Source organism: Staphylococcus warneri (genome assembly GCF_900636385.1).
Classification (GTDB): domain Bacteria; phylum Bacillota; class Bacilli; order Staphylococcales; family Staphylococcaceae; genus Staphylococcus; species Staphylococcus warneri.
Genome location: NZ_LR134269.1, coordinates 1121856 through 1140215, shown reverse-complemented (window position 1 = coordinate 1140215; position 18360 = coordinate 1121856). Strand labels below are relative to the sequence as shown.

Genomic DNA, 18360 nt, shown 5'->3' with positions numbered 1-18360 from the left:
AATGCTCAACCTTTAGGTTATTAAACTACGATTTTTTCGTCATTTGATTTTTTCTCTTTAAATACAACTAATTTGTGATTAGATGATTTTTTCAATTGACGTTTCTTCATAATTCCCCATAATGGGACGGCTATAAAGATTGAAGAGAACACGCCTGAAATTAAACCGATTAATAAAGCTAATGAGAAGTTGAAGATTGTTGGTGCCCCAAATAATAGAATTGCAACAACAACGACAACAACTGTTAAAACTGTATTAATAGAACGTGTCATTGTTTGTCTAATTGATCTGTTAACGATGTCATCAATTTGTTCAGTTGATGTAATCACTTTTATCTTATGCAAGTTTTCCCGAACTCGGTCAAATGTAACGATGGTATCGTTAATAGAATAACCAACAATAGTTAAGATAGCAGCGATAAACGTTAAATCAACTTCTAATCGAAGTAAACTGAACACAGCGACTATAATGAATACGTCGTGTAATAAAGCTAAGACAGAGGATAATCCCATTCTCCATTCGAAACGTAATGATACATAGATAATAATACCCAGCGCTGCATATACTAACGCAAGCATTGCGTTTTTAGCTAATTCTTGTCCAATTAATGGTGAAACTGTATTAATTTGTGGTGAGTTACCAAATTCAGATTTCATTTTATCACTTAATTGATTATCTTTAGCTTGTGATAAATCTTGTTTAAACTGAACAGTAGCATTTTTATTACCTGAACCATTTATTTGAATTTGATCTGGTTCTAATCCAACATCTTTCACTACTTTTTCAACTTTAGATTGAGAAAGTGATTCTTTAGATTGTAAGTCTACTCGCGTACCAGCAGAGAAATCTATACCTAAATTCAATTTGAAAATGTAAAGAATAACTAGTCCTACTACTACAATCAAAATACTTAATGAAATTAACGGCTTAGCTAGTTTAACGAAATTCCATTTTTCAAATGATGTTTTTAAGTCATGGACATCTTTACCTTCACTAATATCATGTCTATCTGATTTTTTAACACCAAATAACCAATATTTTTTCTTAAATAAATTGGAATAAACTAATAATGATAATAGTAATCTAGATAAGAACACTGCAGTTACAAATATCATTAAAATACCTAATAACAACATTGTTGCGAAACCTTTTACTGAACTTTCACCAAAGAAGAACAGTACTGCAGCAGCAATCACGGTTGTTAAGTTAGAGTCAAAGATAGTTAAGAAAGAACTTTTATTGGCTTTAGAATATGCCTGTTTAAGTGTCCTACCAATTCTCAACTCATCTTTAATCCGTTCATACATAATAATATTGGCATCTACTGCCATACCTACACCTAACACTAAGGCAGCTAAACCAGGTAGTGTAAGTACACCTGAAATAAAGTTAAAGGCTACAAGTGTTAGATATATATATGTTGTTAATGCAATGATGGCTACAAGTCCTGGTAATCTGTAGAAACCTAACATAAATAGATAGATTACTGCTACACCTAAAACTGATGCAAAGATTGTTTTATCAAGTGCATCTTGACCAAATTCAGCACCAACTGAGTTTGAATAAATTTCTTTAAGATCTACTGGTAAAGAACCTGCGTTTAATAATTCAGCAATTTGTTTTGCTTTTTTAACGCCTTCTTGACCATGGAATCCACCAGAAATTTCTACGCTATCTGAATTGATTGGTTGATCAACATTTGCCGCAGATACAAACTTAGGATCTTTCTTGTCGGCTTCTTTCTTATAGCTGTCGCCTTTTTTGAAATCTAACCAAACGACCATAACATTATTTTGCTTTTTAGATATTTCTTCAGTTACTTTTTTAAATTTATTTTTATCTTTTACTTTAAATGTAACTGTAGGATCATTCGTATTCTGTTTAAATTCTTGTTTCGCTGATCCTTGTTTAATATCAGCACCACTTAATTTAACTTTGTCATCCGCATCACGAATGGTTAAATTAGCTTGTGATGATAAAATCTTTCTTGCCTCTTTCTGATCTTTCACACCAGCAAGTTGAACCCTAATTCTATTTGGATCTTCAACTTGGATTTTAGGTTCAGAAACACCTAAAACGTTAACACGATTTTCTAGTGTTTGCGCTGTAGATTGCAACGCATTTTTATCAATTTTGTCACCTTTATGTAACGGATCAACTTGATAAAGCACTTCGAATCCACCCTGTAAATCAAGGCCTAAGTTAACATTCTTAATCACATTCTTATATGTAAGACCCATACCTGCGAACAGAAGGATCACCAGTAGTAAGAATGCAATCAATCTACTACTTTTCTTCACATGAACACCTCATTATTTACTTATGATACTAGAATACTCGATTAATCCTTATATTTGCAAGTCGGAGTCAAATGAATAACTCCTATGACCTATCTATATTAACATACTACACTTTATAGTGAAATTATTGATAACTTTTTCAATTAAATTAATACAAAACTATAACAAAAATACTGATACTAAGTCATCACTAGCATTATTTAATTACTGGAAACAATTCTCAATTTGATAAAGAAGAATATATTTTAACTTAAAGTTATCTAGTCACGTTTATTTAGCTACAGGTAAATATAATTGAAGCCTGAGACAATAATGCCTCAGGCTTCAATAACATACTACTATGAAGGGTCTACTTGTTTAATAGCTGGTTTTTCAAAAGTCATTTCTGTGCCGTGACCATTAACAGTAACAACTACTGTTGTTTCATCAACTGCTTTAACTGTACCTTTAATACCACCAATTGTAGTGATTTTTTGACCAGCTTCTACACGACTAATCATTTCACGATGCTCTTTGGCACGTTTTTGTTGTGGTCTAATTAAGAAGAAATACATTAGAACCAACAATAAGATCGGTAATATCAATGATGTAAATTGCATGTTACATTCTCCTCTTTAAAAGTTTTTAGGGTTATCTACATTTAATCCATACTGTTCGAAGAATTCAGCTTTAAAGTCTAAAAGTCTATCTTCTCGAATGGCTTGTCTAATATCTTCCATTAATTTTAGCAGAAAATGTAAATTATGAATAGTAGTAAGACGGATACCAAAGGTTTCTTCTGCTTTGATCAAGTGTCTAATGTATGCTCTAGAATAATTTTTACATGTATAGCAATCACAATTTTCATCTAATGGTCTTAAATCATCCGCAAACTTGGCATTTTTGATTACTAAACGTCCATTAGAAGTCATACATGTACCATTTCTAGCAATACGAGTAGGTAATACACAATCAAACATATCCATGCCTCGGATACTACATTCGATTAATGCATCGGGAGATCCGACACCCATTAAATATCTAGGTTTATCTTTCGGCATAAATTGTTCAGTATGTTCAACCATTTCGTACATTACAGGTTTAGGCTCTCCTACTGAAAGTCCACCAATTGCATATCCAGGAAAATCTAACTCAACAAGCTCTTTCGCACTTTGTTCACGTAAATCTTTATATTCGCCACCTTGAATAATGCCAAACAACGCTTGATCTTCAGGACGGGCATGCGCTTTTAAACATCTTTCTGCCCAACGAGTTGTTCTCTCAATTGAATCTTTGACATACTTATATTCAGATGGCATAGGTGGACATTCATCAAATGCCATCATAATGTCTGAACCTAAATCATTTTGTATTTCCATTGATTTCTCTGGACTTAAAAATAATTTTGAACCATTCGTATGATGTCTAAATTCGACACCTTCTTCTGAGATTTTACGTAGATTACTTAAACTAAATACTTGAAATCCTCCAGAATCGGTTAGAATGGGTCCGTTCCAATTCATGAATTTATGCAGTCCCCCAGCGTGTTTGATAATATCATTTCCAGGTTGCAACCACAAATGATATGTATTTCCCAAAATGATCTTAGCCTCAATCTGACGCAATTCTTCAGGACTCATTGTTTTAACAGTTGCTTTAGTTCCAACCGGCATAAACATTGGTGTTTCAAACGAACCATGTGGTGTATGTACAATTCCTAAACGTGCACCTGATTGTTTACAAGTTTTAATATGTTCATATGTTACTGCAGGCATATTTATAATCCTCACATTCTTTTATATAATTAACATTGCATCTCCAAAACTAAAGAATCTATACTCCATTTCAACAGCTTTTTGATATGCATTTAAAATATATTCTCTGCTACTAAACGCTGACACTAACATTACTAACGTTGACTTAGGAAGATGGAAGTTAGTAATCAAGCCATCGATAGCTTTATATTCAAAACCTGGATAGATAAAGATATCTGTCCAACCACTTTTTTCAACAAATTCCGAATGATCTCTGCGTATTGTCTCTAGTGTTCTGGTTGATGTCGTACCTACTGAAATAATTCGATGACCATTTTTTCTTGTCTTATTTAATAAATCTGCAGTTTCTTGCGTCATTTGATAATATTCACTATGCATCTCATGATCATCAATATTATCTACACTTACTGGTCTAAATGTACCAAGACCAACATGTAATGTAATAAAAGCGATATTCACGCCTTTAGCTTTAATTGACTCTAGAAGTTCATCTGTAAAATGTAGTCCTGCAGTTGGTGCTGCAGCAGATCCACTTTCTTTAGCATAAACAGTTTGATAACGATCAGGATCGTCTAATCTTTCTTTAATATATGGTGGTAATGGCATCTCACCTAGTTCATCAAGTCGTTCTTGGAGTATACCCTCATAGTGCAAGCGCATAATTCTACCGCCTTGATCTAACTCCTCAATACATTCAGCGATTATTTTTCCATCACCGAAGTTCAATTGATTTCCAACTTTAATACGTTTAGCCGGCTTTAACAATACTTCCCAGTCATTACCTTCAATTTGAGTTAACATAAGCATCTCAACTTTAGCGCCAGTTTCTTCTTTTAATCCAAAAAGTCTTGCTGGCATTACTCTAGTATCGTTTAAAACTAACGTATCACCAGGATTAAAATAATTAATAACATCTTTAAAATGTAGATGTTCCATATTTCCATTTTTTCTATTTAATACTAACAATCTACTTTGGTCTCTATTTTTTAAAGGTGTTTGCGCGATTAGAGATTCAGGTAAATCATAGTCAAAATCTTCAATATTCAACTTACTCCCTCATTTCATTAGAATTGCCAAAATGTTCATGCGCTAACGGTGTCGCTTTTCTTCCTCGAGGTGTACGTTCTAAGAAACCTTTTTGAATCAAGAAAGGTTCATAAACGTCTTCAATAGTTACACGTTCTTCACCAATTGACACGGCAATGGTATCAAGTCCAACAGGACCACCTTTATATTGATTCAATATACAATTCATCATCTTATGATCAATATAATCTAAACCATAATCGTCTACTTGTAATAGTTTTAATGCGCGCTTCGTAGTTTCAATATAAATTTGATCATCTTCATTAACTTGTTGAAAGTCTCTCACTCTTTTTAATAAACGATTCGCTACACGTGGCGTTCCTCTAGAACGTTTTGCTAATTCTATAGCACTTTCTTCATCTATACCAGTTCCTAGTACTTCCGCAGTTCTTATAATAATTTCTTTTAAATCTGCTTCATTATAATATTCCAATCGTAAGTGGACGCCAAATCGATCTCTTAAAGGGCCAGTTAAACTGCCTGCTCGTGTTGTAGCACCAACAAGTGTAAAAGGTGGTAAATCAATACGAATACTTCGTGCTTCATCACCTTTACCTATAATAATATCTAAGAAAAAATCTTCCATCGCAGGATATAATACTTCTTCAACAACACTACTTAAACGATGTATTTCATCAATGAACAATACATCTCCTGGTTGTAATCCAGATAAAATTGCTGCTAAATCTCCAGGACGTTCTAATGAAGGTCCAGATACTGTTCTAATATTAACGTCCATTTCATTGGCTATAATATTAGATAATGTTGTTTTACCTAACCCTGGGGGACCATATAAGAGAACGTGATCTAAAGGTTCTTCTCTCAGTTTAGCTGCTTTAATGAATACTTCTAAATTACTTTTAATAGAAGATTGACCGATATACTGCTTTAATTTAGTAGGTCGTAAAGATAATTCGAAGTCAGATTCTTCATTATGTGCAGATTGATCGACCATTCTTTCATCCATAATATCTCCCCCTTTCATTTTGATGTTAGGTTATTATGACACTAATGTTTGTAATCCGATTTTAACAGCTTCATCCACTGATTCCATATTGGATTGTTTTAGAACCTTTTCAACTTTAGATAACTCACGTTTTGAATAACCTAATGCTTCTAAAGCTAACATCGCTTCCTTAATCATAGATTCATTGGCATTTGATTCATTCATAACATTTAAAAGTGTGTCAGTATTTTCTTCCGTAATTTGAACTTTGCCTTTTAAATCTAGTACTATTTGTCGTGCAGTTTTCTTACCGATACCTGGGAATTTAGTTAGATATGCATCGTTTTCATTCTCAATGGCTTGTTTTACTTCATTTGGTGTACTTGTTGCAAGTATAGCCAATGCTGACTTTGGTCCTATTCCCGTAACTTTAATTAAACTTAAAAACATATCTTTTTCTTCTTCATTAATAAAACCATAAAGTAGTTGTGCATCTTCTCTAACAATTAATGATGTAAATATTTGAACTTCTTTATCCAAATATTTTTGAAAACGATATGAATTAGGTGTCTGAATTTCGTATCCAACACCATTAACGTCTACCACGACGTGTGTAGGAAACAATTGTGTTAGCTTACCTTTAATATACGCGTACATTTTAGCACATCCTCATTTACATACTCATGCTTATTAACTCTACTTTAGACACATGTTCAATTTCTCTTAAGGCAATTACTACATCATCTATCATTAAATCAGAAGATGAAGCATTTAACGATAAGGTAATCGTTGCTTTATCATTCATCGGTACACTTTGATGTATTGTAAGTACAGATAAATGTAATTGAGAAATTGTATTTAATACTTGAGCCAACATACCTACAATATCATTGACATATAGAATTAAAGTGAATTCACGATGGTCTAATAATTTTTCATCTACAGGAAATATAGTTTCTCTATATTTATAAAAAGCGCTTCTTGACAAGCCGTATTGTTTTACGGCCTCATAGATGGACAACTCAGAATTATTTTTTAATGCATCTTTTATTTTTAATGTTTTAATTACAGATTCAGGTAAAACATCTTCACGTATAAGATAAAACTTCTTATATTCTTTATTGTCCATCTTTCACACTCCTATTCTATAAATTCGAATTCTCCACCAAGAATTCTTACGATATCTCCGTTGCTACAGCCTCTAGCTCTTAAGGCATCATCAATACCCATTGAACGCATTTGTCTTGCGAAACGACGTACCGCTGGATCACTATTAAAGTCTGTCATCTTGAATGTTCTTTCGATTGCATTACCACTCACAACATATGCACCATCATCATCTCTTGTAATTGTGAATGTATCTTGAGATGGTGTGTGTTTGTATACAACACGGTTAACACCAACATTTTCATCTTCTTCAACAGAGAAATCAATGTCTTTTACTTTTTCAAGTTGATCAGCAATTGTATATAATAATTGATCAATATTATCTCTTGACACTGCAGATAACGGAATAATAATATGGTCGTCACCGATTTCTTCCTTGAATAATTCTAAATTCTCTTCTGCATCTGGCATATCCATTTTATTTGCTACTATAATTTGTGGTCGATCTTCTAAACGTTGCTTATATGCCACTAATTCTTTATTAATGACGTGATAATCATCGATAGGATCACGCCCTTCTGAACCACTCATATCAATCATATGTACAATTACTTTTGTACGTTCAACATGTCGTAAAAATTGATGGCCTAAACCTACGCCGTCTGATGCACCTTCAATTAAACCTGGTAAGTCAGCCATAACAAAACTTCTATTATCGGGTGTAGAAACTACTCCTAAATTTGGTTTGATTGTTGTAAAATGATACGCTCCAATTTTAGGTTTAGCTTTAGAAACGATTGATAATAAAGTTGATTTACCTACACTAGGAAAACCTACTAAACCTACATCCGCTAATAATTTTAATTCAAGTGTGACATCGATTTCTTCACCTGGCTCACCATTTTCACTGAAGTCTGGTGCAGGGTTTCTAGGTGTCGCAAAACGTGAGTTACCACGACCTCCACGACCACCTTTTGCTACTATAGCGCGTTGACCATCTTCAACTAAGTCTGCAAGGACTTCTTCAGTTTCAACACTTTTAACAATTGTGCCGGGTGGTACTTTTAATACTAAGTCTTCTGCATTTCTTCCATGCATGTTACTACTTTGCCCATTTTCTCCTTTTTTAGCTTTAAAGTGCGTTTGATATCTAAAATCTAATAATGTACGTAGACCTTCATCTACTTCAAATATTACTGATGCACCTTTACCACCATCGCCACCAGCTGGTCCACCGAATGGTACATATTTTTCTCTTCTGTATGCGGTAATACCATTACCACCATCTCCTGCTTTAAGAGATATTTTCACTTGATCGACAAACATATATCTCACCTCTTTTACTCATTTTTGTATTCATGATCTGTTTAATTATATCATTAAGTCCATTTGTAGAAAAATTTTAATTCTTAAATTGAATCTTAAGGTATCTACTTGATTCAATCTGATAATTTGTTTCCTTTAGAATAAGATTTTAAACAAAAGAAAACACCAGAAGCCTTCACTTCTGGTGTTAACTAGACAAAATTATTCAGCTACTGCATATACAGAAACTTGTTTTTTGTCGCGACCTTTGCGTTCAAATTTAACAACGCCGTCGATTTTAGCGAATAATGTATCATCGCCACCACGACCTACATTTTCACCAGGGTAAATTTTAGTACCACGTTGGCGATAAAGAATTGAACCACCTGTTACGTATTGACCGTCAGCACGTTTAGCACCTAAACGTTTAGATTCAGAGTCACGTCCGTTTTTTGTAGAACTTACCCCTTTTTTAGATGCGAAGAACTGTAAGTTTAATTTTAACATCGGGATACACCTCACTTATAATTTAATCTGATATTTTCATTATATTCTTCTTCAATAGTTTGTAAAGATACAAGCATTGCTTTAAGAATTAATTGAGCTTCATCGTTATTTGTATCAACACTTCTTATATGAAAATGACCGCCGTCATCACTATAATCGATATCCGGTTTTTCTGACGTCAATCCCATAATTGCATTAACACTACCAAATAATACGGCTGAGGCACCAGCACAGACTATGTCATGACCATATTCACCGTGATTAGCATGACCATCCATAACGACATCTGTTACTTTGCCTTCATCATTAACTGTAATATCAACAGTAATCATTATTACACGTTAATTTTATCGATAGTTAATTTTGTATATGGTTGACGATGGCCTTTTTTACGTTTAGAGTCCTTACGACGTTTGTATGTGAATACAGTGATTTTTTTACCACGACCGTTTTTATTAACAGTTGCAGTAACAGTAGCACCTTCAACTGTTGGCGCACCAACTTTAACTGAATCTCCACCTACAAATAATACTTTATCAAATGTGAAAGAATCACCTTCGTTTACGTCTAATTTTTCAACGTAAATTTCTTGTCCTTCTTCTACTTTGATTTGTTTTCCACCTGTTTCAATAATAGCAAACATACTTTGCACCTCCTATATTATAAGTCACGCCATATATAGGTGACATATCGGCATTTTAATTAAAATTATCATTAATTAAAATACAATTTGTACTTTGACCTATATTTGAGCGGTTGTATGTAGCCTGAAACTACTCAACTACTGCATCTTACCATTACTTATATCCTACTGTCAATCTTGATTTGTATTTTCCTCAAAAATTTTAACATGATAGGATATAGAATTGTTAATAGGATTATATTGAGGATAAACGTTGGTAATAATCTAAGTAATAAGAACTCTAACAGATTAAATTGTATAAATCCAATTAATCCATAAATTAATGCCACGTATATTTCTATTAAGAGAGTACTTACCAAAATAATAATAAATATCATGACTTTATCCTTATAGAATATTTTAAAAAATCTATCCATAACCACTACAGCTAATATATAACCAAACATGTACAGACCATAAATACTTCCAAAATATAAATCAGTTATTAAACCAAAAAATATTGCTAATATTAAAGCCACACCAAAACTGCGATAAATGGTTAAAATTAATAAATACATTAAAGTTAAGTGTGGTACAAAAATGACATCAATTTTACCGAAGTGCATAGGAATGACTAAACCAATAATAGTATCAATATAAAAAAGTAGAATACCAATCAAGAAATAATATATTCCTCGCATTAGTTATCCCCGCTTTCATCTTTAGGAAGTGAAGCAGCGTCTCGCTTAGCAACATATACATGATTTAAATCTGATAAATCTGCACCTGTTTTCACTCTTACTTCCTTAGCTAAACCATATTGATCATTCTCTACACTTGTCACTTCACCTATGTATAAACTGCTTGGAAGTTGATCTGCTAAACCACTCGTTACAACTTTATCGCCTTTGGAAACACTATCTTTATTATTGATATCGCTAATAACTAATTCTTCATTTTTCGCATCATAATGATCTATTAATCCAAATACATTTTTAGATTTATGCTGTATATTAACTGATAATTTACCTGCTCTTGTATTCGTAGAAATTAAATCCACTTGTGAAGAAAATTGATTTACTTTAGTAGTTCTTCCAATTAATCCTTCAGATGTCATGACAGCCATATTATTTTTGATACCAGCTTTAGAACCTTTATCAATGACTATAGTATTCATCCATTGGTCTGGATTTCTTGCTATAACAGTAGTAGAAATCGGATCATATTTAGATATATCTTTCATATCTAATTCCTTTTTATACTTCTTGTTTTCAGCCTCTAATCGTTGATTTTTAGCTTCTAATTGTTTGACTTTGTTTTTAGTTTCTTTCGATTCACCCATATTAAAAATATTACCAATTGCTCCAGTAACAAAATTTACAGGATAACTCATCACTCGTTGACCAAATGAAACAGAATCTCCTACATATTGCTCGGGAGGTGATTGAGATTGAGAGCGAATAGACAAACCAATTAATGCAATAAAAACAATAATTGCACATAAAACAACAATGAGTTTGTTATTTTTGAAAAATTTAAGCACCCAGAACACCTCTTATAAAACTTTAAAATTTATTCTTCCTCACTATTCTATATTACTGCTGAAATGAAATAAAGCACTAACGCTTAATAAAATCATTTTATATTATAATCACTCACTATTGAAGAAAACTACCTGCATTTTAACAATTTTAATGTGTGAATCATCCACTAATATTTTGAAGAATAATTAAAAAACTACCAACTTGTCATAAGTTAGTAGTCTTAAATGTATCACGTTATTTATTCTCTTTTTGTTGTTTTTCTTGTTTTTTTCTTTCTTTTTTCTCATCTTCGCTATAAAGCGTCTCTTCTTTTCTCCAACGTGCAAATAGGTTTTGAGCTTTAGCTTGTTCGTTGGCACGCTTTTCTTTTGATTTTTCAACCATTGTCCACACCAACCTTTATCTTTTTACTCTCTATATAAAGGCTAACTTATTTGAAAAAGGATTTCAAACATGAGAAACTAATTATTTTCAAATGCCTGTTCATTTTTTAATTCAATATTTTGTCCCAACTCATGTAAATCTTGTTGCATTTCAAACTCATTATTATATACTCGAATTGAATCAGAACCGAATTTATAAATAATAAATTCATCGCCTCTTTGACCAGCTAAATATTCATCATTATATCCCATTCTTCCGATTCCTGATACTGACATAAATTCTTTTTTATTGATCATATTAAATACATTTTTGATTTGACTTGTAGGTACGTTCTTGATTATATCATTGTCTTCTATTGAATATCTTTTACCATGTTGCGGTTGTTTTGTATTATCATTTGGGTTATCCATATTTTGCTCAGTCTGATTTGGAGGATTACTAATTGGATTCCACTCTTGGTCCCTTAAAAAAGGCGCATACTTTAACGCGATATAGATAATGATTAAAATAGCTATAACTGCTATAATATTTTTTATTATACTGAATATGAACGTCATAATATATCCTCCTTTACCATTTAAGTCATTATATTAAATTATTAGTAAAAAATATATAGGTCTAAGGAAGTATCCTAGATGTACCTATAGACGGATGTATTTAACTATCAATTTGAGTATAATATTAATATGAGTTTCGTGTCGTTAGGAGGTTTTCCATAATGAGTTTATTATCGATTATATTAATTGTATTACTTGTTATTTTATTGTTTAGAGTAGGTATATCAATCATCCGCTTTTTAATATCTGCAGGTATAATACTATTATGTATTTATCTTGCTTATCAAGGCATTATTTGGTTAATGGATAACTATGATAAATTAATCGCATATATTCAATAATTTAAAAGCTATGAGAATCAATGCACAACATTGCATTAATTCCTCATAGCTTTTTTAAGTAAAATCACTTTTTAAATGTAGTAGATAAAAATCTAAAGCAAATGTAACTTAAACCTAATAAAATACCCCAAATAGCACCTACAATAATTGAACCTATTACAACTAAACCAATTGATGAATGTGAATGAGCTACTATCGTTCCGATGACAGTTGTCACTACAATACCTAATATAGACAATCCTATTGTGTATAAAAATAGTTTTATTGTCATTTTTTGATTTTTAGCATTTAATCGCATGATAAAAACAATTGGAATAAGTACCCCAATAATAAGAAATATAGTCAATTTAATGACCTCCTGGTGTCTCTTTTTATCTATTATACTATTCCATTTCTATTTATTCTAGATTTAAACTATTCATTATCAAAGTAACCACATTCTACTAAACTCGTAAACTGATTATCTCCAATAATAATATGGTCCAATACATTAATACCTAAAATCATTCCACAATCTCTTAATCTAATAGTTGTATTAATATCTTCTTCAGAAGGTGTAACATCACCAGACGGGTGATTATGAACCACTATCATTGAATTACATGATTCTTTAATTGCAACATTAAAAATTTCTCTAGGGTGAATAATAGAACTATTTAGTGTTCCTACAAAAATACATTTTTGTTTAATAACAATATTTTTGGAATTCAATAAAAGAACATAAAAATGTTCTTGTTGTAAATCTTTAAGCTTCGACATCATTAAATCTGCAACATCTGCAGGACAAGTAATTTTAATTACTTCGTGTTGAGATACACTATTTATTCGCTCCCCTATCTCAAATGCAGCTTTTAAGGTTATAGCTTTATGATAACCAATACCTTTGACTTTGATTAAATCGTTGATTGAGAACTTTTTCAATTCTTTCAACGATTTTATACCACTTAATAATTCATTTGCAATTTCAATACTAGAGCAGCCCTTTCTACCTGTATTAATAAGTATTGCTAACAATTCTGAGTTGGATAATGATGCAGCACCATTATTTACTAATCGCTCACGCGGTTTCTCTGAATTAGCCATTTCTTTGATTCTCAAAAAGGAACACCTCCAAATAGTTCGATTAAATAAGGATAAAAACTAGAAACAAAAATAAACGATAAAAAGATAAATGGAATAAGAGGGATATATTTAATGTTGTGATTAAAAAAGGTTTTAATGATTATGGTTATCAAACCACCTATCATAAAAGTGAAAAGAATAAGGTAAAACATGAAGTTCATTGATAAGAATAAAGATAGAATATTAAATAGAAGAATATCTCCATAGCCAATATAATGATTCATAAATATATAGAATAAGTGACTAATTATAAATGTAAGGATAAAAGTATTTAGGAAAATCTGAGTCGTAAATAATAAAACAGTTGTGAAGATAATTAAAAAATATAAATTAATAGAATAATCTTCTATATCATTGATTGACATAACTAATAAAAACAGAAAGGAAATTAAATAAAGTTGAGGATTAATATTGATTAGTTGGTAATAGACAAGCAAGATTGGTAGTAATGCAAGTAACTCACCTATCAAGTAACTATAGTTTAATGATTGCTTACAACATCTCGACTTACCTTTTAAAATAAGGAAGCTTATAATTGGAATTAAATCATAATATTTTAATTTACTTTGACAAAAATCACATTGGGACCTTAATATTAGGTATCTTTTATTAAAATTATCATTAGTTGAAAGCTGATATAAGAAGCTAAATAGTACTGAGGATACATATGTGTAAATCAACATGACTACTCCTTTCAAAAAGATTATATCACAATAATAAAACAAAAACATATTATCAATTTTATATAAAAATGGTTGTACCTCGATCCAAAATTAATAAAGAAGCCAAGATTTCTATAAAATTTAGAAACCTTGGCTTTATTTATATAAAAATTATATTCTAATCAAATTTTGTTTTAGATTTAACTTCGCTTATAAAATATAAGCTACCTGTAATAATTAAACCTTTTCCATCATAATTCTCTAAAAATTCTACATAATCATCTATTAGCTCAACATTATTTCTATTGATATTTTCAGCAATTTCTTCTTTTGATAAAGCTTTGGGAAAATCAAAATCGGTGATATAAAAGTGAGATGCAATGTCTTCTAATTTGTTTAACATATCACAAATTGGTTTTCCTTTAATCGCTGAGAATAAAATATCAATTTGATCACGACCATAATATTGTTTAATAGTATCAATCAAAGCATCTACACTTTCATTATTATGCGCACCATCAATAATCATTAATGGATGTTCTTTAACTTGTTCAATTCTACCGATCCAATTGACTGATTCAATACCATCAATCATTTTATTAAAATCAAGTTCTATGATTCCTGATTCATTTAATTCAATTAATGCCGTTATAGCTAATGATGCATTTTCTTTTTGATGTTCACCCAACATATTTAAAATAATTGTTTCAAGTTCGTAATCTTTATATCTATAAGTAAATTCATCATCTTGAGAAACTACAATAATTTCTCTATCAAGCTCAATAGGTGTTGCATTTTGTTCAACTGCATAGTCTCTAATATATTTTAATGCATCTTCATTTTTCACAGAATAAATTACTGGTGTATTAGGTTTAATGATATCTCCCTTGTCTTTGGCTATATCTAAATAAGTGTTGCCTAAGATGTCAGTATGATCTAAACCTATGCTCGTTAAAATAGACATAATTGGATTAAATACATTGGTTGAATCGTTTTTAATACCTAAACCCGCTTCAACAATAACAAAATCAACTGGGTGTACTTCACCAAAGTATAAAAACATCATTGTAGTAATAATTTCAAATTCAGTTGCATTGCCTAACTCTGTTTCAACTTCTAACGCTTCACTTATTGGTTTAACACGAGTAACTAACTCAACAATTTCATCATTTGAAATAGGATATCCATTTAAACTAATACGTTCATTAAAAGTTTCAATAAATGGAGATGTAAAAGTACCAACTTCATAGTTATTTTCAACCAAAGCTGCTCTTAAATATGCCACTGTCGATCCTTTTCCATTTGTACCGCCTACGTGTATGCCTTTAATACGTTGTTGTGGGTTATTTAGTTTTTCAAGCATCCATTCCACACGTTTAACGCCTGGTTTGATGCCAAACTTAGTTCTTTCATGTATCCAATACAAGCTATCTAGGTAATTCATGATACATACTCCTATGCTTTTAATTGTTCAATTCTTGCTTTTACACCATCATATTTTTCTTGGTAATGCTTTTGCTTTTCTTTTTCTTCATTAATAATTTTTTCAGGTGCTTTATTGACAAAGTTTTCATTGGCCAATTTTTTATCGACGCGATCTAATTCACTTTGTAGTTTATCTAATTCTTTTTCTAAACGTGCAATCTCTTTATCCATATCAATTAAACCTTCTAAAGGTAAGATGACTTTACCCGCTAATACAACAGACGTCATTGCTTTCTCTGGGATGTCGATATCAACATTGATTGTCAATTCACTTGGATGACAGAATCTTTCTATATAGTCAGCATTTTCTGTTAGTGTAGATTGAATATTATTATCTTTAGCCTGAATCATAATTGGAATAGCTTTAGATAGTGGTGTATTTACTTCTAATCGAGATTGTCTTATTGATTTTATAATTTCAACTAATTGTTGCATCGTTTGCTTACTATCATCAAACATGAGTTCCTCATTTACAGTTGGCCAAGATGCTTGAACAATTGTTTCTCCATCATGAGGTAAGCTTTGCCAAATTTTTTCTGTAACAAATGGCATAAATGGATGTAGCATTCTCATAATGCGATCTAACACATAACTTAATACAGAACGTGTCGTTTGTTTTTGATCTTCATCTTCGCCATTCATAGGTATCTTACTCATTTCAATATACCAATCGCAGAATTCATCCCAAATGAAATTATATAACGCTCGACCTACTTCACCAAACTCATATTTATCACTTAAATCTGTAACTGTAGCGATTGTTTCATTTAGACGCGTTAATATCCATTTATCTGCTAAAGATAAATTTCCTGATAAATCAATATCTTCAACTTTAAAGTCTTCACCAATATTCATTAAACTAAATCTTGCGGCATTCCATATTTTATTAATGAAATTCCATACTGATTCAACCTTTTCAGTTGAATAACGTAAATCTTGACCTGGTGCAGAACCTGTGGCAAGGAAGTATCTTAAACTATCTGCACCATATTCATCAATAACATCCATAGGATCTACACCATTGCCTAATGATTTACTCATTTTTCTACCGTCTTCTGCTCTAACTAAGCCATGTAACAATACATCATTAAATGGTCTACGGTCTGTGAACTCTAACCCTTGGAAAATCATACGTGCAACCCAGAAGAAAATAATGTCATAACCTGTCACTAATGCATTAGTTGGGAAATAACGTTTAAAATCTTCTGCTTCAACGTCTGGCCAACCTAAAGTTGAGAATGGCCATAATGCACTAGAAAACCAAGTATCTAAAACATCTTCATCTTGAGTCCAATTTTCAATATCTTCTGGTGCATTTTCTCCTACATAAACTTCTCCAGTTTCATTGTGATACCATGCAGGAATTTGATGGCCCCACCAAAGCTGTCTTGAAATAGTCCAATCTCTAATTTCTTCCATCCAACGATTAAATGTATTTTCAAATCGAGGTGGATAAAAATCAATACGATCATCTGTTTTTTGATTATCTAAAGCACGTTTGGCTAAAGGTTTCATTTTAACAAACCATTGTGTAGATAAATATGGTTCTACTACTGCACCAGAACGTTCAGAGTGACCAACAGAATGCATATGTTCCTCAATCTTAATGACTAAATCTTGTTCTTTTAAGTCTTCAACTAACTGTTTACGACATTCAAAACGCTCAAGGCCTTCATATTTACCAGCATGATGATTCATGTGTCCTTTTTCATCCATTACTATAATATTTTCTAATTGATGACGTTGACCAATTTCAAAGTCATTAGGGTCATGAGCTGGCGTTACTTTCATAGCACCAGAACCAAATTCGATATCTACGTATTCATCAGCTAATATTGGTAATTCTCTACCAACTATTGGTAATATAACCTTTTTGCCAATTACGTCTTTATATCTCTCGTCATTCGGGTTAACAACAATAGCTGTATCACCTAACATCGTTTCTGGACGTGTTGTAGCGATTTCAATATATCCATCCCCATCAGCATATGGGTATTTAAAGTGATAAAATGCACCTTGTACATCTTCATGAATCACTTCTATATCAGATAAAGCGGTACGAGCTTGAGGATCCCAGTTGATGATACGTTCGCCTCTATAAATAATGCCTTTGTTATAAAGGTCAACAAACACTTTTTTAACAGCTTTACTTAAACCGTCATCCAAAGTAAAACGTTCTCTACTATAATCTAATCCTAATCCTAATTTAGCCCATTGTTTACGGATGAAGCTTGCATATTCTTCTTTCCAATCCCAAGCTTGTTCTAAGAATTTTTCACGACCAATATCATGACGTGAAATACCTTGTTCATTTAGTTTAGCTTCTACTTTAGCTTGTGTAGCAATACCAGCATGATCCATACCAGGTAGATATAAAGTATCATAACCTTGCATACGCTTCATACGAGTAATAATATCTTGTAATGTTGTATCCCAAGCATGGCCTAAATGTAATTTACCTGTTACATTTGGTGGTGGAATAACGATTGTATATGTTTCTTTATTACTATCTTCTGATGGTTTGAAATAACCATTTTTTACCCATTCATCATATCTTCCCGCTTCTACTTCGCGTGGATTATATTTCGGTTTCATTTCCATAAAGTAAATCCTCCTCAAAAAAATAAAAAACACCCAT

At 31.7% G+C, this 18360-nt stretch carries 21 protein-coding genes and 1 other annotated feature; of the genes, 1 reads left to right on the top strand and 20 read right to left on the bottom strand.

The window, feature by feature from the left end:
- Positions 1 to 20: 20 nt before the first annotated feature.
- The 15 genes from secDF to EL082_RS05545 form a co-directional block, all read right to left on the bottom strand.
- Positions 21 to 2300, bottom strand: coding sequence for a protein translocase subunit SecDF (secDF, locus tag EL082_RS05615; RefSeq protein ID WP_019235939.1), 2280 nt, complete (start codon positions 2298 to 2300; stop codon positions 21 to 23).
- 338 nt (positions 2301 to 2638) lie between these two features.
- Complete coding sequence (gene yajC / locus EL082_RS05610) at positions 2639 to 2899, bottom strand: preprotein translocase subunit YajC (protein WP_002451803.1); 261 nt, start codon at positions 2897 to 2899, stop codon at positions 2639 to 2641.
- 15 nt (positions 2900 to 2914) lie between these two features.
- Positions 2915 to 4054: a tRNA guanosine(34) transglycosylase Tgt gene (tgt, locus tag EL082_RS05605; protein WP_002451802.1), complete on the bottom strand. Its 1140-nt coding sequence runs from the start codon at positions 4052 to 4054 to the stop codon at positions 2915 to 2917.
- A gap of 21 nt (positions 4055 to 4075) precedes the next feature.
- Positions 4076 to 5101, bottom strand: coding sequence for a tRNA preQ1(34) S-adenosylmethionine ribosyltransferase-isomerase QueA (gene queA / locus EL082_RS05600; protein ID WP_015364934.1), 1026 nt, complete (start codon positions 5099 to 5101; stop codon positions 4076 to 4078).
- A 1-nt stretch (position 5102) separates the two neighbouring features.
- On the bottom strand, positions 5103 to 6107 hold the full coding sequence (gene ruvB, locus EL082_RS05595; RefSeq protein WP_002467511.1) for a Holliday junction branch migration DNA helicase RuvB: 1005 nt from the start codon (positions 6105 to 6107) through the stop codon (positions 5103 to 5105).
- Between the two features lie 33 nt (positions 6108 to 6140).
- Positions 6141 to 6743, bottom strand: a complete 603-nt coding sequence (gene ruvA, locus EL082_RS05590; protein ID WP_002467509.1) for a Holliday junction branch migration protein RuvA — start codon at positions 6741 to 6743, stop codon at positions 6141 to 6143.
- A gap of 16 nt (positions 6744 to 6759) precedes the next feature.
- Positions 6760 to 7215 (bottom strand): ACT domain-containing protein, encoded by a 456-nt coding sequence (locus EL082_RS05585; protein ID WP_002467506.1) that lies wholly within the window; start codon positions 7213 to 7215, stop codon positions 6760 to 6762.
- 11 nt (positions 7216 to 7226) lie between these two features.
- Positions 7227 to 8519, bottom strand: a complete 1293-nt coding sequence (gene obgE / locus EL082_RS05580) for a GTPase ObgE (RefSeq protein ID WP_015364933.1) — start codon at positions 8517 to 8519, stop codon at positions 7227 to 7229.
- Between the two features lie 201 nt (positions 8520 to 8720).
- Positions 8721 to 9005: a 50S ribosomal protein L27 gene (rpmA, locus tag EL082_RS05575; RefSeq protein WP_002451796.1), complete on the bottom strand. Its 285-nt coding sequence runs from the start codon at positions 9003 to 9005 to the stop codon at positions 8721 to 8723.
- Positions 9006 to 9016: 11 nt separating this feature from the next.
- Positions 9017 to 9337 carry a ribosomal-processing cysteine protease Prp gene (locus EL082_RS05570; protein ID WP_002466559.1) on the bottom strand — a complete coding sequence of 107 codons (321 nt, stop codon included), beginning with the start codon at positions 9335 to 9337 and terminating at the stop codon, positions 9017 to 9019.
- Positions 9338 to 9339: 2 nt separating this feature from the next.
- Positions 9340 to 9648, bottom strand: coding sequence for a 50S ribosomal protein L21 (rplU, locus tag EL082_RS05565; protein ID WP_015364931.1), 309 nt, complete (start codon positions 9646 to 9648; stop codon positions 9340 to 9342).
- Between the two features lie 12 nt (positions 9649 to 9660).
- Positions 9661 to 9773, bottom strand: a sequence feature (ribosomal protein L21 leader region).
- A 33-nt stretch (positions 9774 to 9806) separates the two neighbouring features.
- Positions 9807 to 10328 (bottom strand): rod shape-determining protein MreD, encoded by a 522-nt coding sequence (mreD, locus tag EL082_RS05560; RefSeq protein ID WP_002466557.1) that lies wholly within the window; start codon positions 10326 to 10328, stop codon positions 9807 to 9809.
- Complete coding sequence (gene mreC, locus EL082_RS05555; RefSeq protein WP_103286287.1) at positions 10328 to 11170, bottom strand: rod shape-determining protein MreC; 843 nt, start codon at positions 11168 to 11170, stop codon at positions 10328 to 10330. Before mreC ends, mreD begins: the two co-directional genes overlap by 1 nt.
- Before the next feature lie 235 nt (positions 11171 to 11405).
- A complete protein-coding gene (locus EL082_RS05550; protein WP_002467422.1) occupies positions 11406 to 11555 on the bottom strand; it encodes a hypothetical protein in 150 nt (49 codons plus the stop codon).
- A 77-nt stretch (positions 11556 to 11632) separates the two neighbouring features.
- Positions 11633 to 12112, bottom strand: coding sequence for a DUF4930 family protein (locus EL082_RS05545; RefSeq protein ID WP_103286286.1), 480 nt, complete (start codon positions 12110 to 12112; stop codon positions 11633 to 11635).
- A gap of 161 nt (positions 12113 to 12273) precedes the next feature.
- On the opposite strand from EL082_RS05545, the gene EL082_RS05540 reads away from it, so the two are divergent.
- Complete coding sequence (locus EL082_RS05540; RefSeq protein WP_002467420.1) at positions 12274 to 12453, top strand: hypothetical protein; 180 nt, start codon at positions 12274 to 12276, stop codon at positions 12451 to 12453.
- Between the two features lie 64 nt (positions 12454 to 12517).
- Here the strand turns inward: EL082_RS05540 and EL082_RS05535 are convergent, their stop codons facing one another.
- From EL082_RS05535 to EL082_RS05515, 5 genes are all read right to left on the bottom strand, one after another.
- Entirely contained in the window at positions 12518 to 12799 is a 282-nt protein-coding gene (locus EL082_RS05535; protein ID WP_002467418.1) for a hypothetical protein, read from the bottom strand.
- A gap of 68 nt (positions 12800 to 12867) precedes the next feature.
- Positions 12868 to 13551: a RadC family protein gene (gene radC, locus EL082_RS05530; RefSeq protein ID WP_002467425.1), complete on the bottom strand. Its 684-nt coding sequence runs from the start codon at positions 13549 to 13551 to the stop codon at positions 12868 to 12870.
- Positions 13548 to 14258, bottom strand: coding sequence for a prepilin peptidase (locus tag EL082_RS05525; protein ID WP_002467423.1), 711 nt, complete (start codon positions 14256 to 14258; stop codon positions 13548 to 13550). Before EL082_RS05525 ends, radC begins: the two co-directional genes overlap by 4 nt.
- A gap of 157 nt (positions 14259 to 14415) precedes the next feature.
- Positions 14416 to 15681 carry a bifunctional folylpolyglutamate synthase/dihydrofolate synthase gene (locus tag EL082_RS05520; RefSeq protein ID WP_015364928.1) on the bottom strand — a complete coding sequence of 422 codons (1266 nt, stop codon included), beginning with the start codon at positions 15679 to 15681 and terminating at the stop codon, positions 14416 to 14418.
- 11 nt (positions 15682 to 15692) lie between these two features.
- Positions 15693 to 18323 carry a valine--tRNA ligase gene (locus tag EL082_RS05515; protein WP_015364927.1) on the bottom strand — a complete coding sequence of 877 codons (2631 nt, stop codon included), beginning with the start codon at positions 18321 to 18323 and terminating at the stop codon, positions 15693 to 15695.
- Positions 18324 to 18360 lie beyond the last annotated feature (37 nt).